The sequence below is a fragment of the Flavobacterium sp. B183 genome (assembly GCF_023539155.1).
Taxonomy (GTDB): Bacteria; Bacteroidota; Bacteroidia; order Flavobacteriales; family Flavobacteriaceae; genus Flavobacterium; species Flavobacterium tructae.
The window spans coordinates 300,520-326,469 of record NZ_CP097434.1 but is presented as its reverse complement, the minus strand read 5'-3'; the positions used below and the strand labels follow the sequence as shown (position 1 = coordinate 326,469).

The window sequence follows — 25,950 nt, the reverse complement described above, 5'->3', positions numbered from 1 at the left end:
CAATCAGAATTATCATAAGTTAGTAATGGAATATACAATTCTAGGATTTTTTTTAATGATTATAATGCTGCTTTATTTTAAAGTAGCTGATCGTTTTAATATTATCGATAAACCCAATCAGAGAAGTTCGCATACAGAAATAACTTTAAGAGGAGGAGGGATCATCTTTTGGTTTTCTGCTTTGATATACTTTGTTCAGCATATCCAAAATAATTACTTTTTCTTTACAGGAATAACATTAGTTAGTTTAGTTAGTTTTTGGGATGATATTCAAAATTTATCTAATAAGATTAGAATTGGTGTACATTTTTTGGCAATCAGTTTAATTTTTTATGACCTAGATTTATTTCATTTACTACCAATTTGGGGCGTTGCAATTGCATATGTTTTGGCAATAGGTCTTATCAATGCTTATAATTTCATGGATGGTATTAATGGAATTACTGGCTTGTATACTTTGACCGTTATGGCATTGTTACTGTATGTAAATACAAATATTCAGCTTTTTACCGATGGAAGTTTTATTTGGTATGCCATGATGGCAAGTCTTGTTTTTCTTTTTTTTAATTATAGAAAAAAAGCAAAATGCTTTGCCGGAGATGTAGGAAGTATTGCTATAGCTTTTTGGGTAATTTATTTAGTATTAAAATTAATCCTGAAAACAGAATCACTTCTTTGGTTATTATTTTTGTCAGTTTATGGAGTTGATGCTGTTTGTACAATTCTGCACAGACTTTATCTTAAGCAGAATATTTTTGAAGCTCATAGATTGCATTTATATCAGATACTTAGTAACGAATATAAGATACAGCACAGACTGGTATCTCTTCTTTATGCTTTAGCTCAGGCAGGAATTTCGTTAGTAGTGATTTTTCTTTACCAAAAAGTTGAGGATGCAATTATATTCATAATTGTAATTGTACCCTTATTACTTCTTTATTCATCAAAATTTTATTTATTAAAAAAAAGTAATTTACGATTGAATCATGGAGCCTAAAATTATACAAGGAGGGAAATTTTCAGATTATAGGGGGAGTATCACCTATGTAAATGATTTTACTTTTGAAGATATTGAAAGATTTTATATAATTAGTAACTCTGTTGAAAACCCTATTCGGGCTTGGCAAGGGCACAAATTAGATGCTAAAAATTTTTATTGCTTAAACGGTTGCTTCAAAATTCATTTTATTAAAATAGATAATTGGGAAAGTCCTTCAAAAGATTTGCTTATCGAGACTGTTCTGGTGTCAGAATCTGACAGTAAAATAGTTCATATTCCGGCAGGTTATGCAAATGCTATTGAATCCTTGGAAGCAGGTTCAAAATTGATATCGTTCTCTACTTTGCCATTAACCAGTGTAAATGAAGATGATGTTCGTTATCCTTTAGATTATTGGTCTATAAATGGATAAAAAAAGGATCTACTTATCATTGTCGCAACAAACTGGCTTTGAAAATGAATATATTCAAAAAGCATTGGAGACAAATTGGATAACTTCTGGAGGACCAAATGTTGAGGAGTTCGAAAGTAAACTTGAAAATTATTACAAAAATGATTCATTTGTAACAGTATTAAATTCAGGGACATCCGCAATTCATCTAGCCTTAATTTTACTTGGAGTTAAAGCAGATGATGAGGTAATTTGTCAAACCATGACATTTTCAGCATCAGCTAATCCTATTTTATATCAAGGAGCAAAACCTATTTTTATTGATAGTGAAAGTGACACCTGGAATATCTGTCCTGAGAGTTTGGAAATTGCGATAAAGGACAGGATAAAAAAAGGAAAGAAACCAAAGGCAATAATTGCTGTTCATTTATATGGTACGCCTTATAAAGTTGACGAAATTCATGCAGTCGCTGATCGTTATGAAATACCTGTTATAGAAGATAGTGCCGAAGCTCTAGGTAGTGCTTACAAAGGAAAAAAATGTGGTAGTTTTGGTAGTTTTGGAATTTTATCCTTTAATGGTAACAAAATTATTACCACTTCATGTGGAGGGGCATTAATTTCTAATTCCAAAGAGATAAAAGAACGAGCCATTTTTTATGCAACGCAGTCAAAGGATAAAGCAGTTCATTTTCAACATAGTGAAATAGGTTATAATTACAGAATGAGTAATATTTGTGCAGGTATTGGCCTAGGACAAATGAGAAGTTTGGAAGCAAATATTGAATCAAAAATTATAAATCATAACTTCTATAAAAATATTTTTAGTTCAATTGATAATGTTGAACTTTTTGAAGTCTTTAACGAAGATCATTTTTCAAATTACTGGCTAAATACTATTTTGATTGATCCGGATATTACTAGTAATATAATTAGAGAAAGTTTACAATTGGCTTTGGAAAAAGAAAATATTGAGAGTCGTCCGCTTTGGAAGCCTTTGCATTTGCAGCCTGTTTTTGAAACATATCCGTATTATGGAAGTAAAATTGCAGAAGACTTGTTTGAAAAAGGATTATGTTTACCTTCAGGTTCAAATCTTACAAATGAGAATAAAAATAGAATTGAGGAAGTAATAAATGCTTTTTTTAAGTAATAATTTAGTTTAAAGAATATAATATAAAAATGAAAATAGAGAAAACATTTATAAAAGATCTAGTGATTGTAGAACCGACCATTTTTGGAGATGAACGTGGTTACTTTTTCGAATCTTATAGTAAAACTAAATTCGAAGATTTAGGAATTGATATTGAATTCGTTCAGGACAATCAGTCCTTTTCAAAAAAAGGAACTTTGAGAGGTTTACATTATCAGAACCCTCCGTTTGCTCAAACAAAATTGGTTCGTGTTTTGGAAGGCGAAATTATTGATGTTGCAGTAGATTTAAGAAAAGATTCACCAACTTATGGAAAATCGTTCAGTGTTTTATTATCGGCAGAAAATAAAAAACAGCTATTAGTTCCTCAAGGTTTTGCTCATGGATTCTCTGTGATAAGCGAAACAGCATCTGTGATGTATAAATGTGATCAGTTTTATAATAAAGCTTCCGAAGGAGGAATTAAATTTGACGACCCATCTTTAAATATTGATTGGGGGATGGATTTAAAAGAAGCCATCGTTTCTGAAAAAGATCAAATTCTTCCTTTTATTGAAAATTGTAATAGTTTATTTTAATGAAAAAGATTCTTGTAACAGGAGCAACCGGACAGTTAGGATCTGAACTTTCAGTTTTATCTACTTCTTGTTCTCAATACGAATGGATTTTTGCTGACCGTACAAAAGCGACTTTAGATAATTTAGAATTATTGCAATTTCAATTAAATGAAATTAGTCCAGATGTTATATTTAATTGTGGTGCCTATACGGCGGTAGACAAAGCCGAAAATGAAAAAGAGTTAGCATTTATTGTTAATAATAAAGCTGTAGAATTAATTGCTAAATATGCTAAAGACAATAACACACAGCTGATTCATGTTTCTACTGATTATGTATTTGACGGAACTTCATCAGTTGCTTTAGATGAAGAGGCAGAAACGAATCCGGTAAATGTTTATGGAGAAAGTAAATTAGCTGGAGAAAATTGTTGTATAAAAGAATGTCCTAATTCAATTATTATTAGAACTTCATGGGTTTATAGCAAATTCGGAAATAATTTTGTTAAAACCATGCAACGTTTGATGCAGGAAAGAGAAGAGATTAACGTGGTTAATGATCAGGTTGGCTCACCAACTTATGCTGCAGATTTAGCTCAGGCAATGGTAAATATTCTTGAATCTTCAAAATGGATTCCTGGGATTTATAATTATTCAAATGAAGGAGAAATTAGCTGGTACGAATTTGCGTTAACTATTAAAGAATTTGGTGCTTATAACTGTAAAGTAGGAGGGATTCCATCGTCATCTTACCCAACTCCAGCAAAGCGACCAAACTTTTCATTATTGGATAAGAAAAAAATCAAAACTATTTATAATTTAGATGTACCAAATTATAAAGAAAGTTTAAAAAAAATGTTTGTTTAAAAATCTAACATTAGAATTTTTGGCGTTTTGAGTAATCAGAGTCTAAAATCTAAAATCTAAAATTAAAGATTTATGAAAGGAATTATATTAGCAGGAGGCTCTGGCACCCGTTTGCATCCTTTAACACTTGCCATGAGCAAGCAGATGATGCCTGTTTACGATAAACCGATGATCTATTATCCTTTGTCAACATTGATGATGGCTGGAATTAATGAAATTTTGATAATTTCAACGCCTCATGATTTGCCAAATTTTAAAAAGCTCTTAGGTGATGGGAGTGCAATCGGATGTAAATTTAGTTATGAAGAGCAGCCAGATCCTAATGGACTAGCTCAGGCTTTTGTAATTGGGGAAGACTTTATTGGTAATGATAAAGTGGCATTAGTTCTTGGAGATAATATCTTTTTCGGAACAAATATGCAACAATTATTAAAAGATAATGCAGACCCTGAAGGAGGCGTTGTTTTTGCTTACCATGTTTCAGATCCTGAAAGATATGGGGTGGTTGAATTTGATGAGAATAAGAAGGCTGTTTCTATTGAAGAAAAACCTCTGGAACCAAAATCAAATTATGCCGTTCCGGGATTATATTTTTATGATAATTCGGTTGTAGAAATTGCTAAGAATATTAAACCTAGTGCACGTGGTGAATACGAAATTACTGATGTTAATAAAGTTTATCTTGAAAAGGAGAAATTAAAAGTTGGTATTTTAAGCAGAGGAACGGCTTGGCTAGATACAGGGACTTTCAATAGTTTGATGCAGGCTGGCCAATTTGTGCAGGTACTTGAGGAAAGACAAGGTTTAAAAGTGGGTTGTATTGAGGAAATTGCTTGGCGACAAGGGTTTATTAATGATGCTCAATTAGAGGAACTTGCATTACCTTTAGTGAAATCAGGATATGGAACATATTTATTAGAATTTTTAAGACAAAAGAAAAAAGGTGTTAAAATCTAATTTATATAGGGGAATAATTTTTTAAAACCTTTAATTTGTACCTTTGTAGGTTATACAAAGTTTACAAAATCAAACGGAACCAGAATTGGATACTGATAAATCAACCAAAATAGCTTCTATATTGCATAATTCTTTCTCACCAAGAAACTTGCGAGCTAGTATTAATAACCTAAGTTATTTGCCTAGGTGGATCATTATTGCCATTGATATAATGGTGTTGATCTTCTCGTTTACTTTTACCTATATGCTGTTTGAAGGAACGGCATTAGGCTATATTATTACCTCTCATCAGTCTTTTTTCGTCTCGAGTTTAATAGGTATTAATATATTTTTCTTTTGGTTATTCAGAACATACTCTGGTATTATACGACACTCTTCATATATAGACGCTATAAAATTACTGTTTTCTCAAATGTCAGTTTTGGTGTTTTTCTTGTTTTTCAATTTGGTTTTTGAATTGTATACAGGTCATAAAGCATTTTTAAACACGGCTCTTTTTATTAATTTGGTATTGTCATTCTGTGGATTGTTTTTATATCGTGTGATTGTAAAGCAAACATTTGAACTTTACTTTTCTGAAAAAACAACCACAAAGTTAATTCGAACTGTAATTTACGGAACAGATGCCAATGCAATTTCTGTTGCTAATGCATTAAAGTTTGAAACTCCTTCGAGATTTAAAATTGTTGGATTTGTTGACAAAAACAATCAGAATGCATCTAAGCGAATGCTGGATTTGCCTATCCTGATTTTAAGAAAAAAATTACCGGCTTTAATGCGTTCTGTAGCTGCAGAAGGTGTTATTATTGCTGATAAAAGTTTATCCAAAGACGAACAATTAATTATTGTAGACCAGTGTTTAGAGTTCAATTATAGAGTATACACAGTTCCCTTGATTTCGGATTGGGAGAACCAAAAAGAGATTTCTCAAAAAGTAAAAAATATTCAGATTGAAGATTTATTAGAAAGAAAACCTATTGTTCTCGACAGTAAGTCAATTTCGAAACAATTAAAAGACAAAACAGTTCTTATTACTGGTGCAGCAGGATCTATAGGGAGTGAAATTGTTAGACAAGTTCTAGGTTTTAATCCCAAAATGGTTGTTATTTTGGATCATGCCGAAACGCCGCTTCATAATTTGTGTTTGGAAACCGCAACATTTGGTTCCGAATCAAAAATTATAGCTGTAGTTGCTGATGTTAGAAGTAAAAAAGCTTTGGAAAAAGTTTTCAAAAATTATAATCCACATGTTGTTTTTCATGCCGCTGCATACAAACATGTTCCATTAATGGAAGAAAATCCGGCACAGGCTATTCATACTAATATTAAAGGAACTAAGAATTTAGCAGATTTATCCTGTAAGTATCATGTCAAGAAGTTTGTCATGGTTTCTACAGATAAGGCCGTGAATCCTAGTAATGTAATGGGAGCGAGTAAACGAATCGCTGAAAAATATGTTCAATCTTTATTCCTGAAAAATCAGAGAGAGAATGGTGGTGAGAGTGTAACTAAATTTATCACAACACGTTTTGGTAATGTACTAGGCTCAAATGGATCAGTTGTTCCTTTGTTTACGAAACAGATTGCGGAGGGTGGTCCTGTAACTATAACTCATCAAGATATTATTCGTTATTTCATGACTATTCCTGAAGCTTGTCAATTAGTTTTAGAAGCTGGGGCGATGGGAAATGGAGGCGAGATTTATATTTTCGATATGGGTAAACCTGTAAAAATTATCGATCTGGCTAGGAAAATGATTAAACTTGCGGGCTTTATTCCTGATAAAGAAATAAAGATTAAAGTGGTTGGTCTTAGACCTGGAGAGAAGCTTTATGAAGAGTTGTTAAACGATACTTCTAAAACTTTACCAACGTATCACAATAAAATTATGATCGCTCAGGAAATTCAGGACGAGTACGAGAATCTGCATATCGAGATTGATGAACTTATTGGAATAGCTGATTTTTATGATAATGAAGATATTGTAGCCAAAATGAAGAAAATTGTTCCTGAATTTAAAAGCATGAATTCTACTTTTGAAGTTCTGGACAAATAAATTGACTTTATTTGAATTAGGATTTAATTTTAAGATATTAAAAGGTGTTTTTTTAAAAACGCCTTTTTTGCTTTTTTGAACGTTTTTAACCGAATAATAATCCTGTTAATTATCTATTGATTGGCCGCAATTAAAGGAAAAATTGAGTTTTAGAAAATAGTTTTATCAAAAATTTAGCTGCAATGTGTTTGCAGCAATTATTAAATGAACAACAATAGCCCCAATGATTGGTTGTTTGAAATAACACCTAAAAATAAGTTCTTCTCGTTAAACTTAAAAGAAGTTTGGCAGTATCGTGACTTATTATTTCTTTTCGTAAAACGTGACGTAATCACGGTTTATAAGCAAACTGTTTTAGGCCCACTTTGGTATCTGATTCAGCCATTGTTTACTTCAATAACTTTTACAATAATATTTAATAATGTTGCTGGGATTAACACAGGAGCGGTTCCTCCATTTTTATTTAATCTGGCGGGAATAACAGTTTGGAATTATTTTACCGCCTGCCTGACTGGGACATCAGACACTTTTAAGGCTAATGCCGCGATTTTTGGAAAAGTATATTTTCCGAGAATCATTACTCCTCTGTCCGTTGTAATTTCAAATCTTGTAAAGTTCGGAATACAATTTTTTATTTTTATTGGATTCTATATTTTCTACTATTTTCAAGGAGCAGATTTAAGTCTAAACGGTCTTGTTTTATTTTTTCCTGTTTTAATAATCATAATGGGGATTTTAGGATTAGGTCTCGGAATGCTTATCTCAGCGATGGTAACAAAATATCGCGACTTTAGTCATCTAATTGGTTTTGGTATACAATTGTTGATGTATTTATCAGCAGTGATGTATCCTATGGAGCTTATTAAAGATAAATTACCTAGTTACGGTTGGCTCGTCGGGTATAACCCTTTAGCTTACATTATTGAGACTGCCCGCTTTATGTTATTGAATGTTGGGGAAATTTCGATTTTAGGATTAGTCTATACTTTAGTTGTCACTATAACAGTATTTTTTATTGGACTTCTGGTTTTTAATAAAACAGAGAAAAGTTTTATAGATACTGTTTAATTACTGATTTACCATTTACAATTTTGAAAAGAGATATAATATTAAAGGCCGAGAACATTTCTAAACAATATCGTTTAGGACAAGTAGGTACCGGAACCTTAAGTCATGACATTAATCGTTGGTGGCATAAAATTAGAGGTAAAGAGAATCCTTATTTAAAAATTGGGGATACAAATGATCGTTCCACAAAAGGAAATTCAGATTATGTCTGGGCACTGCAAGACATTAATTTTGAAGTTGAACGAGGAGAAGTTCTCGGAATTATTGGTAAAAACGGAGCGGGAAAATCGACACTTTTAAAGATACTTTCAAAAGTAACAGCTCCAACTACAGGAAGTATCAAATCTCGTGGTCGTATTGCTTCACTTCTTGAAGTGGGAACTGGTTTCAATGGAGAAATGACCGGAAGAGAAAATATTTTTCTAAATGGTGCCATTCTTGGAATGACCAAAAAAGAAATTTCTTCTAAGCTTGATGAAATTATAGAATTTTCAGGTTGTGAACGTTATATAGATACGCCTGTAAAAAGATATAGCTCCGGAATGACCGTTCGTTTAGCTTTTGCGGTAGCGGCATTTTTGGAACCCGAAATTTTGGTAGTTGATGAGGTTTTGGCAGTTGGAGATGCCGAATTTCAGAAAAAGGCTATTGGTAAGATGCAGGATATATCGCGTGAAGGTGGCCGGACTGTTTTGTTTGTGAGTCATAATATGGCGGCTGTAAAGAGCCTATGTACCAGAGGAATAGTTTTAGAGAATGGAACTGTAAAATTTAATGGGGATATTAGTGAAGCTCTCAATGTATATAATTTTAATTTATCTGATCTTGTTACTACTATAAAATGGGAGGTTGAAGAAGCACCAGGCAATTTAAACGCTAAAATAACTTCTATAAAACTTATTGCAGAAAAAGATTCATTTTTTATTGAAAATCAAATTAGATTAGAAATTGAGTATATAAATTTTATTGAAAATCATTTACTTAATTGTTCAATATCTATTTTTGATGATAAAGAGGTGTATGTTTTAGCTTCCCCAAATTTAGAAAGAACACCTTTAGGAAAGGGAGTTTATAAAAGTGTATGTACTATTCCTGAAAATCTATTAAATAAGGGTAGATATTTTTTTACAATAATATTAGTGGGTAATAATTTTGAGATTGTTACTCAGCTCGATAAAATGATTTCCGTAGATCTTGATGAAGAAGGGATTTATAGAAAAGATTATTTTGGGTATTGGGGGGGAACTGTTCGACCTTATTTAAACTGGGAGAATACTCAAATAGGAGAGTAATATGAATATTTTTAGAATTATTAAGCAAAAAATCAGGAACAGTTTTTACATAATTAAGTGTCTTTATCGTCAAGAGCTTTTTATCCCGTTTAAAGTTTTTAAAAAAAACGATATTTTAATATTTGATGATATTTTTCCCCATCCAGCTTCAGGTTTTAGATTTGAAGAGTTTCGAGTTTTACTTGAAAACTTTACAAAATCAAAAGTTATAGTTGAACCAACAGCTTATCGTATCGTAGGGACTCCTATAGAGAATCATCAAAAGCATATTAATGAGTTTGAGGGACAATATAAATCATTAAAGAATAAAATAAGCTCTAGAAAAGGATTTGTTAATATAAATAGCAAACTGTTCTACTGTGTTTTTATTAATAACATTTTCAGAAACTTAAGCTGGTTAGAAAAACATAAAATACCTTTTGTTTTTACTTTATATCCAGGTGGCGGATTTCAGTTAAATGAAATTACAAGTGATGATAAATTAAAAAAAGTTTTTCTTTCACCAATGTTTCGTAAGGTTATTGTAACACAAAAAATTACTCATGATTATTTATTAGATAAAAAACTGTGTGATCCTGAAAAAATAGAATTTATTTTTGGCGGAGTTGTTCCGCAAGTATCTTTAAAAAAAGATTTGAAGGAGAAAAAAAACTATTTAGACAACAAAACAACTTTTGATATTTGCTTTTGTGCTGCTAAATATATGTCAAAAGGAGAAGATAAAGGATATGATGTTTTCATAGAATTTGCTTTGGAAATTGCTAATAAATACGATTTTATAAGATTTCATGTTGTTGGCGGTTTTACAGATGAGGACATTGATATAATACCAATTAAGGATAAGATCAGTTTTTATGGATATCAAAATTTTGAATCTTTAGGAGTGATATATAAAAATATGGATGTCTTAATTTCTCCAAATAAAGCCTTTATTTTAGGAAAAGGAGCATTTGATGGCTTCCCTTTAGGAACAGTTGTAGAAGCAGCTTTAAATGGCGTAGTCGTACTGATTACAGACGAATTAAGACAAAATAATGCTTTTGTTCCGGATATAGACCTTATTTTAATTGAAAGTAAAAAAGAATCAATTGTAAAGGAGGTAATAAATTTAATAGAAAATCCAAAAAGATTATATGCAATTTCGAACAATGGCAGGTCTAAATTTGAAAACGTATATTCAAATGAAATTCAGATGTCACCTAGAATTGCATTACTTCAAAACGAAATTACAAGAAATATAAAATGATAAATGTAACAAAAACATTTCTTCCTCCTTTAAAAGAATACAACAAGCAGGTACAGCGTGCCTGGGATAACGAATGGTTAACTAATAGAGGAGAACTTGTTTTAGAACTTGAAGAAAGATTAAAGAGCTATCTAAAGGTTTCTAATATTATTCTAACAAATAACGGAACGATACCACTACAAATTGCATTGAAACTATTAGGCGAAAATGGAGAAATTATTACAACGCCATTTAGTTATGTAGCCACTACCGCTGCAATTGTTTGGGAAAATTGTACTCCCGTTTTTGTAGATATTCATCCAGACTATTTAACAATTGATGAAACTAAGATAGAAGCAGCTATCACATCAAAAACAACTGCAATATTGGCGACACATGTTTTTGGGAATCCATGTAATATAAATGCAATTGAAATTATTGCAAAAAATAATAATCTGAAGGTAATTTATGATGCTGCTCATTCTTTTGGGGTAACTTATAATGGACAATCTATATTTGATTTCGGAGATATTAATACTTGTAGTTTTCATGCAACCAAATTATTTCATACAGGAGAAGGAGGAGCTATGTTTGCTAACGATCTAAATTTAAGTAACAAATTATTTCATAGTCATAATTTTGGACATAACGGGCCATTGTCATTTCATGGGTTAGGGATAAATGGTAAGATGTCTGAATTGCAGGCAGCACTAGGATTGGCCGTTTTACCTTATATGGAGGAAATAATCTCAGAAAGAAAAAAAGTAGTTAGTTACTATAATTCGAAATTAGATTTATCCAGAATCCAAACTTTAAAAATAAGAGAGAATACAAATTGGAATTATAGTTATCACCCCTTAATCTTTGAGAGTGAAGAACTATTATTAAAAGTTCAAAAAGAGTTAAATGAAAACGAAATTTTTAGTCGACGTTATTTTTATCCTTCTTTAAATACTATTGAATATACAGAAGGGGAGCCAATGCCGATATCTGAAAGCATTGCCTCCAGAATTATGTGTTTACCACTATACGTTGGTTTAAAGGAACAAGATTTATTTAAAGTAATTACGATAATAAATAGTATAGTATGCTAATTGTAGGATCAAAAGGTTTTGCTAAGGAAGTTTTAGAAGTAGTATATCAATTAAACCAACTTGAAGATTTGGTTTTTTATGACGATGTAAATCTTGATGTAAAAGGTACTTTGTATAATAAATTTACTATTCTAAAAAATACAGAAGAAGTATTGTCTTATTTTAAAACAATAGATAATAGATTTACAATAGGAATAGGCGGTCCTGTTTTAAGAAAAAAATGTATGATAAATTTAGCGCTTTGGGAGGTATTTTTACCTCGACTATAAGTCCTTTATCTAACATAGGTAATTTTGGAAATGAAATCGAATTAGGTTGTAATATTATGACTGGAACAGTTATAACCTCTGATGTTACTATAAAAAAAGGATCTTTAGTGAATTTGAACTGTACAATTGGTCATGATTCGATATTAGGAGAATTTGTAGAACTTTCTCCGGGAGTAAGTATTTCCGGAAATTGTATCATTGGTACGTATTCTCTTTTGGGAACAAATTCTACAGTCTTACCAAAAGTTACAATTGGTAAAAATGTTATTGTTGGAGCCGGAGCAGTAGTCACGAAAGATATTCCAGATAATTCGATGGTAGTAGGAATACCCGGAAAGATTATCAAAGAGTTAAAGCCTTTAGAATTTTTTTAATGAACCGGAATCTGAAAGTTAGTGTTTGTATGATTACATATGGTCATGAGAATTATATTCTTCAGGCTATAGAAGGAGTTTTGATGCAAAAATGTGATTTTGAAATTGAACTAATTATTGCTAATGATTGTTCACCGGACAATACAGATCTTGTTGTTAAAGACATATTAGCTAATCATCCTAAAAAATCAAGGATTAAATATTTTAACCATAAAAAGAATCTGGGTATGATGCCTAATTTTCTTTTTGCTTTAGATCAATGTTCAGGTAATTATATTGCCGTTTGTGAAGGTGATGATTATTGGATTGATCCTTTAAAACTTCAAAGACAAGTTGATTTTTTAGAAATGAATAAAGAATATACTATTTGCTGGACTAAGTATTTGATAAAAGAATCAGAAAATTTATCTTTATTAGCAGAACCTGACTGGGTGTCACAAATAGAAAAAATAAAAATGTGACTATTGATTTAGATACAATATTTACACCTTATTGTACCTATACTTTGACCGTTTTGTTTAGGAGAAAAAGTCTTGAGTTACCTCTGTTAAAGAGTTTGAAACATAGTAAAGATAACAGTTTGTACGCCCTTTGTTTGAGTAAGGGAAAAGGAATTTTACTAGATTCTTTTTCTGCTGTTTATCGATTGCACGAAGGAGGAATTTATTCGAATGCATCACTTTTTAAACAAAGATATTATAGTTATTTAAACTTAAAAGAAATCACTTTTAGAATTCCTCTGTGCGATAATTCAAATATTAGAAATGTTCGCAATTATCTGTTATGTGAGTCAATAAAGTTGCACCCCAACCATTTTTCATTAAACTACATAAAGCTGTTAAAAGATAGATTTATTTTTTTAGGGATTAAAGGAAGTCTATCATTTATATATCATAAAATTTTAAAATAAAAAATTGGAAACTATTTCTTTAGTTAGCATTATCATGCCTGCTTATAATGCTTCAAATTATATTCGGGAAGCAATTGAATCAGTTTTATCTCAAACATTTTCAGAATGGGAATTGATAATAATTGATGACGGTTCAACGGATGATACGGCTGAAATAATAAAAGAATACTTAAAGAAGGATAATCGTATTTATTATTATTACCAGGAAAATGGAAAGCAAGGAAAAGCAAGAAATCTTGCTATAACAAAATCGAAAGGAGATTATCTTGCATTTTTAGATGCCGATGATATGTGGGTGAGTAATAAATTAGAGGTTCAGTTAAATCAGATAAAAAAGAAAGAAGCTGATTTGGTTTTTTCAGCGGCTTATACAATGAATGGTGCATCTGTAATAGACTCAAAGAGTATAATCATGGGACATTTTGGTTTTCTATCGTATGAAAATGGATTGGAAAAAATGATTGAAAGAAACAGAGTCCCTATTTTAACAGTTTTAGTAAAAAAGGCAAAAGTTATAGAGGTGGGAATGTTTTCTGAAAAGTTAGAAGTTCAAAATGCAGAAGATTCCCATCTTTGGATCAGATTACTAGTGAATAGATTAATTTTTTACGGTTCTGAAGAAATATTAGCTGTTTATAGAATTCATGAAAAATCTGTTACTAAAAATGAGAAGGATCATCTGAGATTATATATAAATGTTCTTTCAGATATAGGTTTTAATAATGAAGAATTCAATTTTAAAGTCTTGTATCATTTAATAAGTAAGCAAATTAAAGATCTAGATCAGCTGCAAAATGAAGTTAAAAAAATAAAAAGTAGTTTCTTTTACAAGTTTAAAAACTATTTTACTATCAAGAAAAATAAAGGATGACAAAATTAAAAATTGTAATAATCTTTTTTAAAACATTCTTTTTTAAAAAGAAACTTAAAGACGAGGTTTCGGTTAACAATTCCAATGCCGTGCTCATGAAGAATGTTGATTTTCATAATTCTGAAATAGGAGATTATTCTTATGTTTCAAATAATTCAATTGTTCATAATACGATAATTGGAAAATTTTGTTCTATTGGACCAAATGTAGTAGTTGGTTTTGGAAACCATCCAATCCATCAGTTATCAACTTCTCCAGCTTTTTATAGTTCTGATTGTAGTTTTGATATAAAACCCTTAAATGATTTGTATCTTGGAAAGCAAACTGTTCACATAGGTAATGATGTCTGGCTAGGAGCGAATGTTTTTGTGAAAAATGGAGTAACAATAGGTCATGGTGCTATTATTGGAGCTGGTGCTGTTGTGTTAAAAGACATTCCGCCTTATGCGGTGGTAGTAGGTGTACCTGGTAGTATAAAATCATATCGTTTTTCTGAGAATGTTATAGAAAAGTTATTATTAAGTAAATGGTGGGACTTATCTCCTAAAATCATAAAAGATAATTTTGAACTTTTTACTTCAGATAAAATAATTGATAGTTTAGAGTCGATTTTAAAATTAAAAAATTAAGACTATAATTTCTAATTCATGCAAAATCCCAAAATCTCGATAGTTATAACCTGTTATAATCTTGGTCAGTATCTTAAAGAAGCTATTGATAGTATCAAAGATTATCAGAAAAAAGAAGATTATGAAATCATTCTGGTAAATGATGGTTCAACAGATCCGGTAACAAATACTATTTTAGATGATATTGTTTTGAAAGATAAAACGATATACTACATAAATCAGCCTAATTTAGGATTAGCAAAGGCTAGAAACAATGGAATTAAAGAGGCGCATGGACAATATATTATTCCGTTAGATGCCGACAATAAATTAAGGACTGAGTTTATTACTCGAACAATAAGTATTCTGGACAATAATAAAGATGTTGATGTTGTGCATGGGAATGCTCAGAATTTTGGGAATAAAAATAATATCTGGCAATCTAAGTCTTTTTATTTTCCGGAAATACTTCTTAATAATTATATTGATGCCTGTGCCGGATTTAGAAAGTCTACATGGGTAAAACTAGGAGGATATGATGAAAATATGCCTGTTATGGGATTTGAAGATTGGGATTTATGGCTTAGGATGGGTAATATAGGATGTAAGTTTGAATATGTAAATGAAATATTTTTTGATTATAGAGTTAGAGATAACTCAATGTTGACAGATGCATGGGAAAAAAGGAAAGTTTTATTAGATTATATTTTCAATAAAAAAGAGCTAAAACATTTAGGCCTTTTTAGAGCGTATATTATCGAAAATCAAAGATTAAAAGAAGAACCTTCGTTTAAATTTTTAATGAAAGTAATGATCAAAAAAGTAAAAAGAAAATTTCATGTTTAATGGATAATTCTACAAGAATATTATTTACCACTGAAAATGTTTCTTGGGGTGGGAGTGAACTACTTTGGACTCAAACGGTAATAGAATTGTTTAAGATGGGGTTTTCGATTGCCATTTGCATTCATGAAAAATTAAAACTTCCGAAAGAATTAACCTCATTGGAAAAAAAAAAGGAGATCAAAATTATTCGTTTCAATAATGATAAGCTGTCATCTTCGAAAAGAATTGCAAATCGATTTCTACCCTATCATAAAAGATTTAAGTCAACTAATTTAAAAGAAGTTTATATTTTAGAATTTAACCCAGATTTATTAATCATTAATCAGGGATTTAATTTCAATGGAGTTGATACAATGTTATTTGCTTGCCAGAATAAAATAAAATATGTGACATTATCTCATGCTGTAAATGAAGGTTTATGGCCTAATGTCGCATTAAGAAAAAAAATGGAAATTGGTTTTCAAAATGCGATTAAAAACTATTTTGTAAGTCAGGATAATCTTTTGGTAACTCAAAATCAGGTGGGAACAATTTTAAAGAATGTAGAAATTGTCCGTAATCCTTTTAATGTTTCTTTTAAGAATGAGTTAGATTTTCCACAATCAGCTAATTTTACATTAGCTTTTGTGGGGAGATACGATTTTTATGCTAAAGGTCAGGATGTAGTATTACAGGTTTTATCAGATGAAAAATGGAAAAACAGAAATTTGATTGTTAATTTTTATGGAGAGGGAAATGATATCGAAAATCTGAACGATTTAGTTCAAATGTATCAATTGAAAAATGTTATAATTCATTCGCATACATCAACAGAGGAAATCTGGAAAACAAATCAAGGACTAATCTTAACTTCTAGATTCGAAGGTTTACCTATTGTAATAGTGGAAGCAATGCTCTGCAAGAGATTTGTAATTGTTACCAATGTAAGTGGAAACAAGGAACTTGTGATAGATAATGAAACAGGATTTATTGCTGCTGCCCCAAGGCCGGAGTATGTTAACGAAGCTCTAGAACGTGCATGGCAAAAGAGACTAGACTGGAAGGTAATGGGACTTAAAGCAAGACAAGAAATCATTACTCAGATCCCAGAAAATCCGGCGCTCAATTTTGCACTTAAATTGCAAGTTATATTAAATAATTTGTGATGTATAAAAAAGCATACTGTATTCTAGCACATAAAAATCCTGTTCAAATTAAAGAGTTGATCACGCTATTAGATGATAATAATTCAGTTTTTTTTGTTCATCTTGATAAAAAAGTAAATCAAATTGAATTTCAGAGGTTACTTGAAAACACACCTTCACATTTTGTAAAAAATAGAATTTCATGTTCATGGGGGAAATATAGTTTAGTTCAGGCAACTTTAAACAGTATGAAAGAAGTTCAAAAATTTATGGATTTCAATTATAAAAACTCAGATTATCATTTTATCCTATTGTCTGGGGAAGATTTACCTTTAAAATCTAATACTTTTATACATGATTTTCTAAAAAGTAAAGCCAAAACTTCGTTTATCAACTATTGGGAATTGCCATATAAAAAGTGGTGGGGTGGAGGTTTATTTCGATTTGAAAATTTCTACTTTTTTGAGTATAAAAAAAATCCTGGATTAAATTATTGGGCGAATAAAATTATAAAAAAGATAAATTTAAAATCTTTACTTCCGATGAATCGATTCAAAAAACAATTTCCGGATTTTAAGATTTATGGAGCTAGTCAATGGATGTTGCTTAATAATGAAATGATTAGTTTTATTCTTGAAACAAATAATGCTAATAAAAAATTCAATTCCATATTTAAGTATGTTTTAGCGCCCGACGAATTATATTTTGCCACTTTAATTTTAAATTATGACAGGGAAAAACAATTTCCGATAGATAATTTAGAAACACATTTAGTTTGTTTTAGTGGAGCAGAGGCTAGCCCAAAATATTTAGAAGTTGAAGATTTAGAGATTAATAAAAATGATTTATTATTTGCGAGGAAGTTTGATTCTGATGTAAATCAGGAATCTATTGATAAAGTTAAAAAAATAATTGCCCAATGAAAAAGTTGGCTGTTTTAATTCCGACTTATAATTCGGCTCAATATCTAAAAGAAAGTATTGATTCTATTTTAAATCAAACCTATTCTAATTTTGATTTATATATATATGATGATTGTTCTACAGACAATTCAAAAGAAGTAATAGAGAACTATAGCGATAAAAGGATTTTTTATAGAAAAAACAATGAAAATCTGGGTATCTCAAAAACATTAAATAAAGGTCTGGACGAGCTTTTACCGAATTACCAGTTTATAGCAAGGATGGATGCAGACGATTGGGCATTTCCGGAGCGATTTGAGAGACAGATGTGCTATCTTGAAGAAAATGAATCTATAGTGTTATGTGGAACTCAGGGGGTTTGGCTTAAAAATATAAATGAAAACGTTTCATCAGGATGGGAATATCCCGGTGAAGATAATTATCTGAAATTGTACCTGTTGTTTAGTGCGTCTTTTGGGCATTCTTCAGTTTTTTTAAGAAGTGTTTTTTTTGATTCAAATGCTTTAAGATATGATGAAGATATAAAAACTTGTGAAGATTGGGATTTATGGATTAAAGTTTCTGAAAATGGTGAAATGCATAATTTGCCTGATTTTTTGATGAAATATAGAATAGTCGAAAATAGTAATCATCGTTCAGCAGGAAATAAAAATAAGCATCTTAGAGAACGATCTATTATTATCTCAAATTATTGGAAAACGTTTGATATCAATTTATCTCCAGAACAAGTGTTTGAATATTATTATGCTACAGATGGAATCATTAGCCAAAATTTTAGATGTAAACTAGAAATATTAATTACTTGCTTTAATCACTTATTTTTTAATTACACTAAAAACTTAAGCAATTCGGATAAAAAGAAATTTAGTTATTTGCTGTCTCGTAAAATTTCTGATTTTTGGAAACGATCAAACAGTAGTAAATACAATCTCGTGGTTTGGTTCGTACTATTGACTAAAGTTAAATTTATTGGCAATATCCGATTAATAAAAAACCAGCTTACCTTATAATGCAAAATAATAGGATTGAACTTTTAGATAGTTTTAGGGCAATTGCCATTATTATGGTGATTTTTTTTCATTTTTTCTCTCGTTGGAGTAATTTGTATCCATATCAAAATGAATATGATTTTTTTAGATATGGTAAATTTGGAGTACACTTCTTTTTCATGATTAGTGGTTTTGTAATTTTTTTTACACTTGAAAAAACAAAAGCGTTAGGGCAATTTTGGTTCAATCGATTTATAAGGTTATTGCCTTCGATGTTCTTTGCTTCAATTATAAGCTACATCTTTTTTAATTTATTTGATGATAATTTTTTATTTCCATCAACTCATTATGTAAAGAATATTTTGGTTAGTTTAACTTTTATTCAACCAGATCTTTTGTCGAAACTAACAGGCTATTCGATTGATTTGGATTACATAAGTGGTTCTTATTGGAGTTTATGGCTTGAGATTCAATTTTATGTTTTGGCTTCATTTTTTTATTTTTTTTATCAAAAGAAGTTTTATTTCTACTTCTTTATGGCTGCAGTATTTTTAGTCATTTTTAATTTCTTATTATCACATATTTACATTGATAATTATATTATTTTAAAACTGAAGTCATTAAGATCTACCTTTAATTTATTAGATTCCTTATCTTTTTTTTCATTAGGAGCTATTTTTTACATCTTTTATAAAAATCATTCAAATCAAGTTAATAATTCAGTTTTTGAAATTGGTGTTTTTGCGTTTTTTTTATTGTTTTTAGTATTTACGAATTATCAGGATTTAAAAAAAATTTCACTCTTTGGTCTCTTTATTACACTGTTTTTATTAATGATTTATTATCCTAAAAGCATATCATTTTTAAATAATAAACTTTTAAATACAATCGGAATTGCATCTTATTTTCTGTATTTGATACACGAGAATATTGGCGTTTTTTTAATTCATCAAAATTATATATCGATAAGTGCCTTGCCTTTTCTGGCGCCACTTTTTTATATGTTACTATTAATTAGTGTCAGCATTTTTTTTACGAAACAGATCGAAGGAAAAATTATAACATTTTTAAAGAAATTATATAAGTTTTAATTCATGAGAGCTTCAATTTTAATTGTTTCAAAAAATCGTAAAAAAGATTTACTTAAAACACTACTAATTTTAGATTCATTAATTAATAAATCTGAAGTTGAGGTTTTGGTTTTCTTAGACGGGTGTACAGACAACTCAATTGATTTGCAAGATGAATTGAATTGGGTAAGATGGTTTGTTTCGTTTAAATCGATAGGTGCTTCTGCGGCGAGACATCAAATTTATCCACTGGCAGTTTCTGAGATTTTAATTGGTTTAGATGATGATGCTCATCCATTAAATATTGAGTTTATTTTTAAAATTGAAAATTTATTTAAAATTTATCCAAATGTTGGAATTTTGGCCTTTGAAGAAGTAAAGGGTGTTTTTTCCTCTGATTCTGAAGCTTTGGAGCAATCAGAGAAACAAGGTAAAGTATTCCTCACTTCTGAATTTATTGGTTGTGGTTTCGCTATTCGGAAATCTGTTTATAATCAAACCAATGGATTTCCGGTATGGGTCGATATTTATGGGGAAGAAGCTTGTCTTTCCATTGAAGTTTTGTCTAAAGGACAAGATATCTTATATTCTAATGAAATTAAAGTAAATCATAGAGTTAATAAAGAACAAAGAAAACTAAATAACCAAAATTATTTTAGATTTGGAAAGCAATTAAAAAATTCAACCTATTATTTTTTAGTATATTATCCATCGCCACTAGTGAAAATTCTCAAATTATACTGGCATAATTTTAAAAAATATGCTTTAACTGATTTGCACTATTTTAAAATTTATTTTAAAACTATTTTTATGGTACTAATTCATGCTCCAAAAATTTTAAAATATAGACAACCGGTTGAGAAAAGGGTGATCTTGAATATGAAAAAATTATCAAGTTTAAAATTCTAAAATGAAAAATATCGTTATCATTCCTGCTCGAGGCGGGTCTAAGAGATTACCTCAAAAAAATGTAAAACTACTGGATGGGATGCCATTGCTTTCATTTAGTATATTATTTGCGAAGACAAATAGTGAAATTATAGATGAGGTTTATGTTTCGACAGATGATAAGGATATAAAAAAAATAGCTCTCGAATATGGTGCAAAAGTTATCGACCGACCTGAGAATATTTCGGGAGATTTTGAGCCGACAGTTTCGGCTTTAAAACATGTTTTAGAAAGTATTGATACTGAGGTTGAAAATGTTATCCTATTACAAGCAACAAATCCATTTCGTCCTGATAATTTATTGAAAGATGCTTTTAAAATTTATCAGAAAGAGAACTTTAACAGCTTATTTACCGTTTCAAGAAATCATAAAAAATTAGGAAAAATCATCGACCAAAAATTTGTTCCCTATAATTATGAAATTGGACAAAGAAGTCAGGATCTTGAGCCTCTTTATTTTGAAAACGGATTACTTTATATCACAAAAGCATCTTTAATTTTACAAGATATAATTATTGCCGAAGATGCATTTCCTTTCGAAATAGATCATATTTTTGCCAACGTAGATATCGATACTCAGGAAGATTTTGATTATACCGAATATTTGTATCATATATATATAAAACCCTAAATACCAAACCTACTTTATGAATCCATATATAGAAATAGCAGGAAGAAAAATCGGGCAGGATTTTCGACCTTTAGTAATTGCCGAAATAGGAATTAATCACGAAGGTTCTTTGCAGGTAGCCAAAGAAATGGTTGATGCAGCACATAGAGCAGGGGTTGAAGTTGTAAAACATCAAACTCATATTGTTGAAGATGAAATGAGTGGTGCGGCTAAAAAAGTGATTCCGGGTAATGCAGATGTTTCTATTTACGAAATCATGGAACGTTGTTCATTGAATGAAACCGATGAATTAGAACTTAAAAACTATGTAGAAAGTAAAGGAATGATTTTCATTTCGACGCCATTTTCTCGTGCTGCAGCTGATCGATTGAAGAAATTCGACATACCGGCTTATAAAATTGGTTCAGGAGAGTGTAATAATTATCCGCTCCTTGAACATATTGCTTCATTTGGAAAGCCGGTAATTTTAAGTACAGGAATGAATACGATAGAAAGTGTTCAAAAAGCAGTCGCTATTTTTGACAAACATAATATTCCGGTTGCCTTATTGCACACCACAAATTTATATCCAACTCCAATTCATTTGGTAAGATTTGGCGCAATGATAGAATTGCATATTGCTTTTCCGGATAAAGTTTTTGGCTTGAGCGATCATACTTTAAATAACAATGCCTGTTTAGGTGCTGTTGCACTTGGAGCAAGTATTTTAGAAAGACATTTTACAGACCATATGCAACGCACAGGTCCGGACATTGTTTGTAGTATGGATGAAAAGACTTGTCAGGAATTAATTGTTTCATCAGCAGAAATGGCACAGATGCGGGGCGGAATAAAAAAACCAGCTTTAGAGGAGCAAGTTACGATAGATTTTGCTTTTGCTACTGTTTGTAGTATTAAAGAGATAAAAAAAGGAGATGTTTTTACCAAAGATAATATTTGGGTGAAACGTCCCGGCACCGGTAAAATTCTGGCGGAACATTTTAATGATTTAATTGGAAAAGTGGCAACCCGTGATATTGAAAATGATGAACAATTAGATTTCTCTGATTTTGAATAACACAATTAAAAAAGTTCTATTCCTTACAGGCACGCGTGCAGATTTTGGCAAAATAAAGTCATTAATTCAAACTCTTGAAAAACAAGAAGATTTTGAAGTGTATATTTTTGTTACCGGAATGCATTTGCAGGAAGTTTATGGTTACACTTTAATCGAAATTGAAAGATGTAATTTTAAAAACATTCACACTTTCAAAAATCATACTGACGAAACCACAATGGATTTAACTCTTGCAAAAACCATAGAGGGATTATCGGCTTATTGTAAAGGTGTAAATCCGGATATGATAGTTGTTCATGGTGACAGAGTTGAAACTCTTGCCGGAGCTATTGTAGGATCGCTTAATAATATTCTTGTCGCACATATTGAAGGCGGAGAAGTTTCAGGAACTGTAGATGAATTAATTCGTCATAGTGTGAGTAAATTAAGTCACATTCATTTTGTTTCTAATAAGCAAGCACAGAAACGATTGATACAAATGGGAGAAATCAAAGAATCGATATTTACAATTGGTTCACCAGATGTAGATATTATGTTTTCAGATCAATTGCCAGATTTAGATATTGCGAAAGCCTATTATAGGATAGATTTTGAAGAATATGCCGTGGTCATGTTTCACCCGGTTACTACCGAAATTAGGGAGATGCAGCATTATGTAGAGAATTTTGTTACTTCATTGTTAGCAGACAAGCATAATTACATTGTTATTTTTCCAAACAATGATTTAGGGAGCCAATTTATTCTTGAGGCCTATGAAAAGTTAAAAGGAAATGAAAGATTTAGGGTTTTTCCATCTCTGCGATTTGAGTATTTTTTGACCTTATTAAAAAACAGTCAATTTATTATTGGTAATAGTAGTGCCGGAATTAGAGAAGCTCCTTATTATGGAATTCCAATTATAAATATTGGAACTCGCCAGCAAAACAGGGCAATACATGCTGATATTATCAATACAGACTATTCTGAAACAGGAATAAAAAAAGCACTTTCGATTATTAACTTACATGAGGTAAAAAGTATTCAGGATGATTTCGGAAAAGGGAATAGTAATGAATTATTTCTTCGATGTCTTCAAAAAACTGACATTTGGCAACTCAATCATCAAAAACAATTCAGAGATATTTGATTTTTATAATTGAAAAATATCTTTTAACATAATATATCGCCTTTTTGGTACAGATTAGAAATGAAAAAACTAGGAATAGTAATTACGGATGGCGTTGGTTTCAGGAATTTCATTTTAAGTGATTTTTTGGTTGAGGCAGAAAAGACATTTGATGAGGTGGTAATTCTTTCTTGTTTACCATCTACAATATATTCTGGTTTTGTTGCAAAATCAAGAATTATCGAGTTGGATGTTTTTGAAGAAAAATTTAAGACTTGGTTTTTTAGAAAAGCAAAAGAGGTTGCCCATTTAAAATTGCACAAAAAGAATAATTTTGGTATTCAGGATAGTTTAAAAATAAATGCATCGACTTCTAAAAGCAACAGAGGTTATGCAACGCGCTTTATTTTTAAAGTAACATCGGTTTTGCATTCAGAAAAATGGATTCAAAGATTTAATTTCTGGCAACAATTGTCTTTTAAGAATGACTCAAAAACAGTTGGTTACAGAGAGCTGTTGATAAGAGAGAATTTTGATCTTTTGTTTTTTACACATCAACGACCTCCATTTATAGCCCCATTGGTTTATCAGGCAGAAAAACTAAATGTTAAGACAGCTTCTTTTATTTTTAGCTGGGATAATTTGGCATCAAAAGGCCGAATGGCTGCTAATTTTAATTATTATTTGGTTTGGAGCGATTTGATGAAATCTGAATTGCAGCAATTTTATTCAGCTGTTAAATCCGAAAACATTGAAGTTGTAGGAACTCCTCAGTTTGAACCTTATGTTTTAGATCATTATAAAGTTTCCCGAGAAGAATTCATTTCAAGGTTCCAATTAAATTCAAACTTTAAAACAATTTGCTTTAGTTGCGGAGATATTGCAACTAGTAAAAATGATGAATTGTATATTGAGATTATCGCAAATGCTATAAAAGAAGGAGAAATAAAAAAGGTGAATCTTATTATTAGGACCTCTCCGGCAGAAGACCCGATTCGTTTTTCTGAATATGTAGAAAAATTTCCTTTTATAAAGTGGAATTATCCAAAATGGAATTTATCAAGAGAAAATCATCAGGAATCCTGGTCACAAAGAATACCTTCAATTGAAGATGTTAAAGATTTAAGAAGCCTGTTAGAATATTCAGATCTTAATATCAATATGTTGTCCACGATGAGTCTGGATTTTATTCAGTTTGACAAACCTGTAATAAATACCGTTTTTGGTAATTCTAAAAATGGATTATATGATGATCAAAGATTTTTAAATTACGCTCATATAGAAAATGTTGTAAACAGTAAGGCAACAAAAATTGTAAAAAGTAAAGAAGAGTTAGTTGATGCAATAAATTTATATCTGGAAAATCATAAATTGGATTCAGAAAACAGAAAACAATTGCTCCAATTGCAAGTTAGCAAGCCATTGCAAAGAACAGGTAAAAGAATCGCTGAGACACTTTTAAAATGGGCTTAAATCAAAGTAAAATAGCAGTTTTGTGCAATTATGAATTGCTTCCGGAAAGAGTTGGGGGGATGGACTATTTTTTCTGGTATTTTGATAAAAAATGCAAAGAAAATGATATTGAAGTAGATTGGTTTTTTCCAAATCAATCCGATCATGGACTTTATTCAGCTTTGAATATCAATAGTAGTAAAATTAATAATGTAGAAAATTATTTTCTTAGTTTTTGCAGTATAAATAAACCTGAGTATACGCATATAATTACTCATTTTATAGAATTGTGTACACCTTTTTTCTTTCAAGTAAAGAAGCTTTCAGGGGCTAAAATAATAGCGGTTGATCATAACCCAAGACCTTTAAATGGGTATCCATTCAAAAAGAGAATAAAAAAGAGGGTAAAAGGAATTTTATTTTCAAGGTATATTGATGTCTTTGTTGGAGTATCGAATTATACCGTAAATGAACTTTTGAAAGATTTTGGGGGGCATTTAAAATCTAAGACTTTAACCATTTATAATGGTGTTATTTTAGATGCCATAGCAGTAAGAAAAACTAGGGCTACTATAGAACCGAGTTTTTTAGTGGCCTCTCATCTTAGAGAATCAAAAGGAATTCAGGATTTAATTGAGGCGGTAAGCCTTCTTACTTTCCAAGTCAAAAGTCAAATTCATATTGCGATATATGGCGACGGACCTTATAAAGAGAAACTGTTTGAGCAGATCGAAAAATTAGGATTGCAGAATAATTTCGATTTTATGGGAAGCAAGCCTAATTTAAATGAGATTTTTTCGCAATATGATTATATGCTGCAGCCTACGCATATGGAATGTTTTAGTTTATCAATTTTAGAAAGTCTTGCTGCAAATGTACCCGTAATTACAACCGATGTTGGAGGGAATAGGGAAGCCATAACTTCCGGAGAGAATGGATATATTTTTGAGGCCAAAAATGTAAAAGCTTTGGCAGAAATTCTGGAAGATCTTTTTTTAGGAAATAAAAAGATCTCAATGAATACAAGAGAATTAATTTCGAATTCCTTTTCTTTGCCGAAAATGGTGGAAAACCATTTTAAATTACTAATGCAGAGTGATACTAATATTTAAAA

The 25,950-nt window shown here is 30.6% G+C and carries 27 protein-coding genes; all 27 read left to right on the top strand.

The window, feature by feature from the left end:
* The first annotated feature begins 25 nt into the window (after positions 1–25).
* The 27 genes from M4I44_RS01510 to M4I44_RS01380 all read left to right on the top strand — a co-directional run bounded on the left by M4I44_RS01510 (position 26) and on the right by M4I44_RS01380 (position 25,948).
* Positions 26–997 (top strand): glycosyltransferase family 4 protein, encoded by a 972-nt coding sequence (locus tag M4I44_RS01510; RefSeq protein ID WP_249966335.1) that lies wholly within the window; start codon positions 26–28, stop codon positions 995–997.
* A complete protein-coding gene (locus M4I44_RS01505) occupies positions 987–1,412 on the top strand; it encodes a hypothetical protein (RefSeq protein WP_249966334.1) in 426 nt (141 codons plus the stop codon). The genes M4I44_RS01510 and M4I44_RS01505 overlap by 11 nt, the downstream gene beginning before the upstream one ends.
* The gene (locus tag M4I44_RS01500; RefSeq protein WP_249966333.1) at positions 1,405–2,544 is read left to right on the top strand and encodes a DegT/DnrJ/EryC1/StrS aminotransferase family protein; all 1,140 of its coding nucleotides are present in this window, start codon (positions 1,405–1,407) and stop codon (positions 2,542–2,544) included. Before M4I44_RS01505 ends, M4I44_RS01500 begins: the two co-directional genes overlap by 8 nt.
* 29 nt (positions 2,545–2,573) lie before the next feature.
* Positions 2,574–3,122, top strand: a complete 549-nt coding sequence (gene rfbC, locus M4I44_RS01495) for a dTDP-4-dehydrorhamnose 3,5-epimerase (protein WP_249966332.1) — start codon at positions 2,574–2,576, stop codon at positions 3,120–3,122.
* The gene (gene rfbD, locus M4I44_RS01490) at positions 3,122–3,967 is read left to right on the top strand and encodes a dTDP-4-dehydrorhamnose reductase (protein ID WP_249966331.1); all 846 of its coding nucleotides are present in this window, start codon (positions 3,122–3,124) and stop codon (positions 3,965–3,967) included. Before rfbC ends, rfbD begins: the two co-directional genes overlap by 1 nt.
* Before the next feature lie 72 nt (positions 3,968–4,039).
* Positions 4,040–4,924, top strand: coding sequence for a glucose-1-phosphate thymidylyltransferase RfbA (rfbA, locus tag M4I44_RS01485; RefSeq protein WP_249966330.1), 885 nt, complete (start codon positions 4,040–4,042; stop codon positions 4,922–4,924).
* 85 nt (positions 4,925–5,009) lie between these two features.
* Positions 5,010–6,980 carry a nucleoside-diphosphate sugar epimerase/dehydratase gene (locus M4I44_RS01480; RefSeq protein ID WP_249966329.1) on the top strand — a complete coding sequence of 657 codons (1,971 nt, stop codon included), beginning with the start codon at positions 5,010–5,012 and terminating at the stop codon, positions 6,978–6,980.
* Positions 6,981–7,184: 204 nt separating this feature from the next.
* Positions 7,185–8,048, top strand: coding sequence for an ABC transporter permease (locus tag M4I44_RS01475; protein WP_249966328.1), 864 nt, complete (start codon positions 7,185–7,187; stop codon positions 8,046–8,048).
* Positions 8,049–8,071: 23 nt separating this feature from the next.
* Positions 8,072–9,340 (top strand): ABC transporter ATP-binding protein, encoded by a 1,269-nt coding sequence (locus tag M4I44_RS01470; RefSeq protein ID WP_249966327.1) that lies wholly within the window; start codon positions 8,072–8,074, stop codon positions 9,338–9,340.
* Between the two features lies 1 nt (position 9,341).
* Complete coding sequence (locus M4I44_RS01465; protein ID WP_249966326.1) at positions 9,342–10,586, top strand: glycosyltransferase; 1,245 nt, start codon at positions 9,342–9,344, stop codon at positions 10,584–10,586.
* Entirely contained in the window at positions 10,583–11,659 is a 1,077-nt protein-coding gene (locus M4I44_RS01460) for a DegT/DnrJ/EryC1/StrS aminotransferase family protein (RefSeq protein WP_249966325.1), read from the top strand. The genes M4I44_RS01465 and M4I44_RS01460 overlap by 4 nt, the downstream gene beginning before the upstream one ends.
* Complete coding sequence (locus M4I44_RS01455; RefSeq protein ID WP_249966324.1) at positions 11,653–11,928, top strand: hypothetical protein; 276 nt, start codon at positions 11,653–11,655, stop codon at positions 11,926–11,928. The genes M4I44_RS01460 and M4I44_RS01455 overlap by 7 nt, the downstream gene beginning before the upstream one ends.
* On the top strand, positions 11,880–12,302 hold the full coding sequence (locus tag M4I44_RS01450) for an acetyltransferase (RefSeq protein ID WP_249966323.1): 423 nt from the start codon (positions 11,880–11,882) through the stop codon (positions 12,300–12,302). Before M4I44_RS01455 ends, M4I44_RS01450 begins: the two co-directional genes overlap by 49 nt.
* 29 nt (positions 12,303–12,331) lie before the next feature.
* On the top strand, positions 12,332–12,763 hold the full coding sequence (locus M4I44_RS01445; protein WP_249966322.1) for a glycosyltransferase family 2 protein: 432 nt from the start codon (positions 12,332–12,334) through the stop codon (positions 12,761–12,763).
* Between the two features lie 453 nt (positions 12,764–13,216).
* A complete protein-coding gene (locus M4I44_RS01440) occupies positions 13,217–14,083 on the top strand; it encodes a glycosyltransferase (RefSeq protein WP_249966321.1) in 867 nt (288 codons plus the stop codon).
* Positions 14,080–14,712, top strand: a complete 633-nt coding sequence (locus M4I44_RS01435; protein ID WP_249966320.1) for a CatB-related O-acetyltransferase — start codon at positions 14,080–14,082, stop codon at positions 14,710–14,712. The genes M4I44_RS01440 and M4I44_RS01435 overlap by 4 nt, the downstream gene beginning before the upstream one ends.
* 18 nt (positions 14,713–14,730) lie before the next feature.
* Complete coding sequence (locus M4I44_RS01430) at positions 14,731–15,537, top strand: glycosyltransferase family A protein (RefSeq protein ID WP_249966319.1); 807 nt, start codon at positions 14,731–14,733, stop codon at positions 15,535–15,537.
* The gene (locus M4I44_RS01425; RefSeq protein WP_249966318.1) at positions 15,537–16,682 is read left to right on the top strand and encodes a glycosyltransferase family 4 protein; all 1,146 of its coding nucleotides are present in this window, start codon (positions 15,537–15,539) and stop codon (positions 16,680–16,682) included. The genes M4I44_RS01430 and M4I44_RS01425 overlap by 1 nt, the downstream gene beginning before the upstream one ends.
* A complete protein-coding gene (locus M4I44_RS01420; RefSeq protein ID WP_249966317.1) occupies positions 16,682–17,584 on the top strand; it encodes a beta-1,6-N-acetylglucosaminyltransferase in 903 nt (300 codons plus the stop codon). Before M4I44_RS01425 ends, M4I44_RS01420 begins: the two co-directional genes overlap by 1 nt.
* A complete protein-coding gene (locus M4I44_RS01415) occupies positions 17,581–18,594 on the top strand; it encodes a glycosyltransferase family A protein (RefSeq protein ID WP_249966316.1) in 1,014 nt (337 codons plus the stop codon). Before M4I44_RS01420 ends, M4I44_RS01415 begins: the two co-directional genes overlap by 4 nt.
* Positions 18,594–19,664: an acyltransferase gene (locus M4I44_RS01410; protein ID WP_249966315.1), complete on the top strand. Its 1,071-nt coding sequence runs from the start codon at positions 18,594–18,596 to the stop codon at positions 19,662–19,664. The genes M4I44_RS01415 and M4I44_RS01410 overlap by 1 nt, the downstream gene beginning before the upstream one ends.
* Before the next feature lie 3 nt (positions 19,665–19,667).
* Positions 19,668–20,552 (top strand): glycosyltransferase family 2 protein, encoded by an 885-nt coding sequence (locus M4I44_RS01405; RefSeq protein ID WP_249966314.1) that lies wholly within the window; start codon positions 19,668–19,670, stop codon positions 20,550–20,552.
* A 1-nt stretch (position 20,553) separates the two neighbouring features.
* Positions 20,554–21,222, top strand: coding sequence for a cytidylyltransferase domain-containing protein (locus M4I44_RS01400; RefSeq protein ID WP_249966313.1), 669 nt, complete (start codon positions 20,554–20,556; stop codon positions 21,220–21,222).
* A gap of 16 nt (positions 21,223–21,238) precedes the next feature.
* The gene (gene neuB / locus M4I44_RS01395; protein ID WP_249966312.1) at positions 21,239–22,279 is read left to right on the top strand and encodes an N-acetylneuraminate synthase; all 1,041 of its coding nucleotides are present in this window, start codon (positions 21,239–21,241) and stop codon (positions 22,277–22,279) included.
* The gene (neuC, locus tag M4I44_RS01390; RefSeq protein WP_305881776.1) at positions 22,272–23,405 is read left to right on the top strand and encodes a UDP-N-acetylglucosamine 2-epimerase; all 1,134 of its coding nucleotides are present in this window, start codon (positions 22,272–22,274) and stop codon (positions 23,403–23,405) included. Before neuB ends, neuC begins: the two co-directional genes overlap by 8 nt.
* A gap of 60 nt (positions 23,406–23,465) precedes the next feature.
* The gene (locus M4I44_RS01385; RefSeq protein ID WP_249966311.1) at positions 23,466–24,857 is read left to right on the top strand and encodes a hypothetical protein; all 1,392 of its coding nucleotides are present in this window, start codon (positions 23,466–23,468) and stop codon (positions 24,855–24,857) included.
* Positions 24,848–25,948: a glycosyltransferase family 4 protein gene (locus M4I44_RS01380; RefSeq protein ID WP_249966310.1), complete on the top strand. Its 1,101-nt coding sequence runs from the start codon at positions 24,848–24,850 to the stop codon at positions 25,946–25,948. Before M4I44_RS01385 ends, M4I44_RS01380 begins: the two co-directional genes overlap by 10 nt.
* Positions 25,949–25,950: the final 2 nt, after the last annotated feature.

Excerpts from the sequence above, each read along its gene's own strand:
- M4I44_RS01510 (WP_249966335.1), top strand. The coding sequence starts at position 26 with ATGGAATATACAATTCTAGGATTTTTTTTAATGATTATAATGCTGCTT.
- M4I44_RS01505 (WP_249966334.1), top strand. The coding sequence starts at position 987 with ATGGAGCCTAAAATTATACAAGGAGGGAAATTTTCAGATTATAGGGGG.
- M4I44_RS01500 (WP_249966333.1), top strand. The coding sequence starts at position 1,405 with ATGGATAAAAAAAGGATCTACTTATCATTGTCGCAACAAACTGGCTTT.
- rfbC (WP_249966332.1), top strand. The coding sequence starts at position 2,574 with ATGAAAATAGAGAAAACATTTATAAAAGATCTAGTGATTGTAGAACCG.
- rfbD (WP_249966331.1), top strand. The coding sequence starts at position 3,122 with ATGAAAAAGATTCTTGTAACAGGAGCAACCGGACAGTTAGGATCTGAA.
- rfbA (WP_249966330.1), top strand. The coding sequence starts at position 4,040 with ATGAAAGGAATTATATTAGCAGGAGGCTCTGGCACCCGTTTGCATCCT.
- M4I44_RS01475 (WP_249966328.1), top strand. The coding sequence starts at position 7,185 with ATGAACAACAATAGCCCCAATGATTGGTTGTTTGAAATAACACCTAAA.
- M4I44_RS01465 (WP_249966326.1), top strand. The coding sequence starts at position 9,342 with ATGAATATTTTTAGAATTATTAAGCAAAAAATCAGGAACAGTTTTTAC.
- M4I44_RS01460 (WP_249966325.1), top strand. The coding sequence starts at position 10,583 with ATGATAAATGTAACAAAAACATTTCTTCCTCCTTTAAAAGAATACAAC.
- M4I44_RS01455 (WP_249966324.1), top strand. The coding sequence starts at position 11,653 with ATGCTAATTGTAGGATCAAAAGGTTTTGCTAAGGAAGTTTTAGAAGTA.
- M4I44_RS01450 (WP_249966323.1), top strand. The coding sequence starts at position 11,880 with ATGTATGATAAATTTAGCGCTTTGGGAGGTATTTTTACCTCGACTATA.
- M4I44_RS01445 (WP_249966322.1), top strand. The coding sequence starts at position 12,332 with ATGATTACATATGGTCATGAGAATTATATTCTTCAGGCTATAGAAGGA.
- M4I44_RS01435 (WP_249966320.1), top strand. The coding sequence starts at position 14,080 with ATGACAAAATTAAAAATTGTAATAATCTTTTTTAAAACATTCTTTTTT.
- M4I44_RS01430 (WP_249966319.1), top strand. The coding sequence starts at position 14,731 with ATGCAAAATCCCAAAATCTCGATAGTTATAACCTGTTATAATCTTGGT.
- M4I44_RS01425 (WP_249966318.1), top strand. The coding sequence starts at position 15,537 with ATGGATAATTCTACAAGAATATTATTTACCACTGAAAATGTTTCTTGG.
- M4I44_RS01420 (WP_249966317.1), top strand. The coding sequence starts at position 16,682 with ATGTATAAAAAAGCATACTGTATTCTAGCACATAAAAATCCTGTTCAA.
- M4I44_RS01415 (WP_249966316.1), top strand. The coding sequence starts at position 17,581 with ATGAAAAAGTTGGCTGTTTTAATTCCGACTTATAATTCGGCTCAATAT.
- M4I44_RS01410 (WP_249966315.1), top strand. The coding sequence starts at position 18,594 with ATGCAAAATAATAGGATTGAACTTTTAGATAGTTTTAGGGCAATTGCC.
- M4I44_RS01405 (WP_249966314.1), top strand. The coding sequence starts at position 19,668 with ATGAGAGCTTCAATTTTAATTGTTTCAAAAAATCGTAAAAAAGATTTA.
- M4I44_RS01400 (WP_249966313.1), top strand. The coding sequence starts at position 20,554 with ATGAAAAATATCGTTATCATTCCTGCTCGAGGCGGGTCTAAGAGATTA.
- neuB (WP_249966312.1), top strand. The coding sequence starts at position 21,239 with ATGAATCCATATATAGAAATAGCAGGAAGAAAAATCGGGCAGGATTTT.
- M4I44_RS01385 (WP_249966311.1), top strand. The coding sequence starts at position 23,466 with ATGAAAAAACTAGGAATAGTAATTACGGATGGCGTTGGTTTCAGGAAT.
- M4I44_RS01380 (WP_249966310.1), top strand. The coding sequence starts at position 24,848 with ATGGGCTTAAATCAAAGTAAAATAGCAGTTTTGTGCAATTATGAATTG.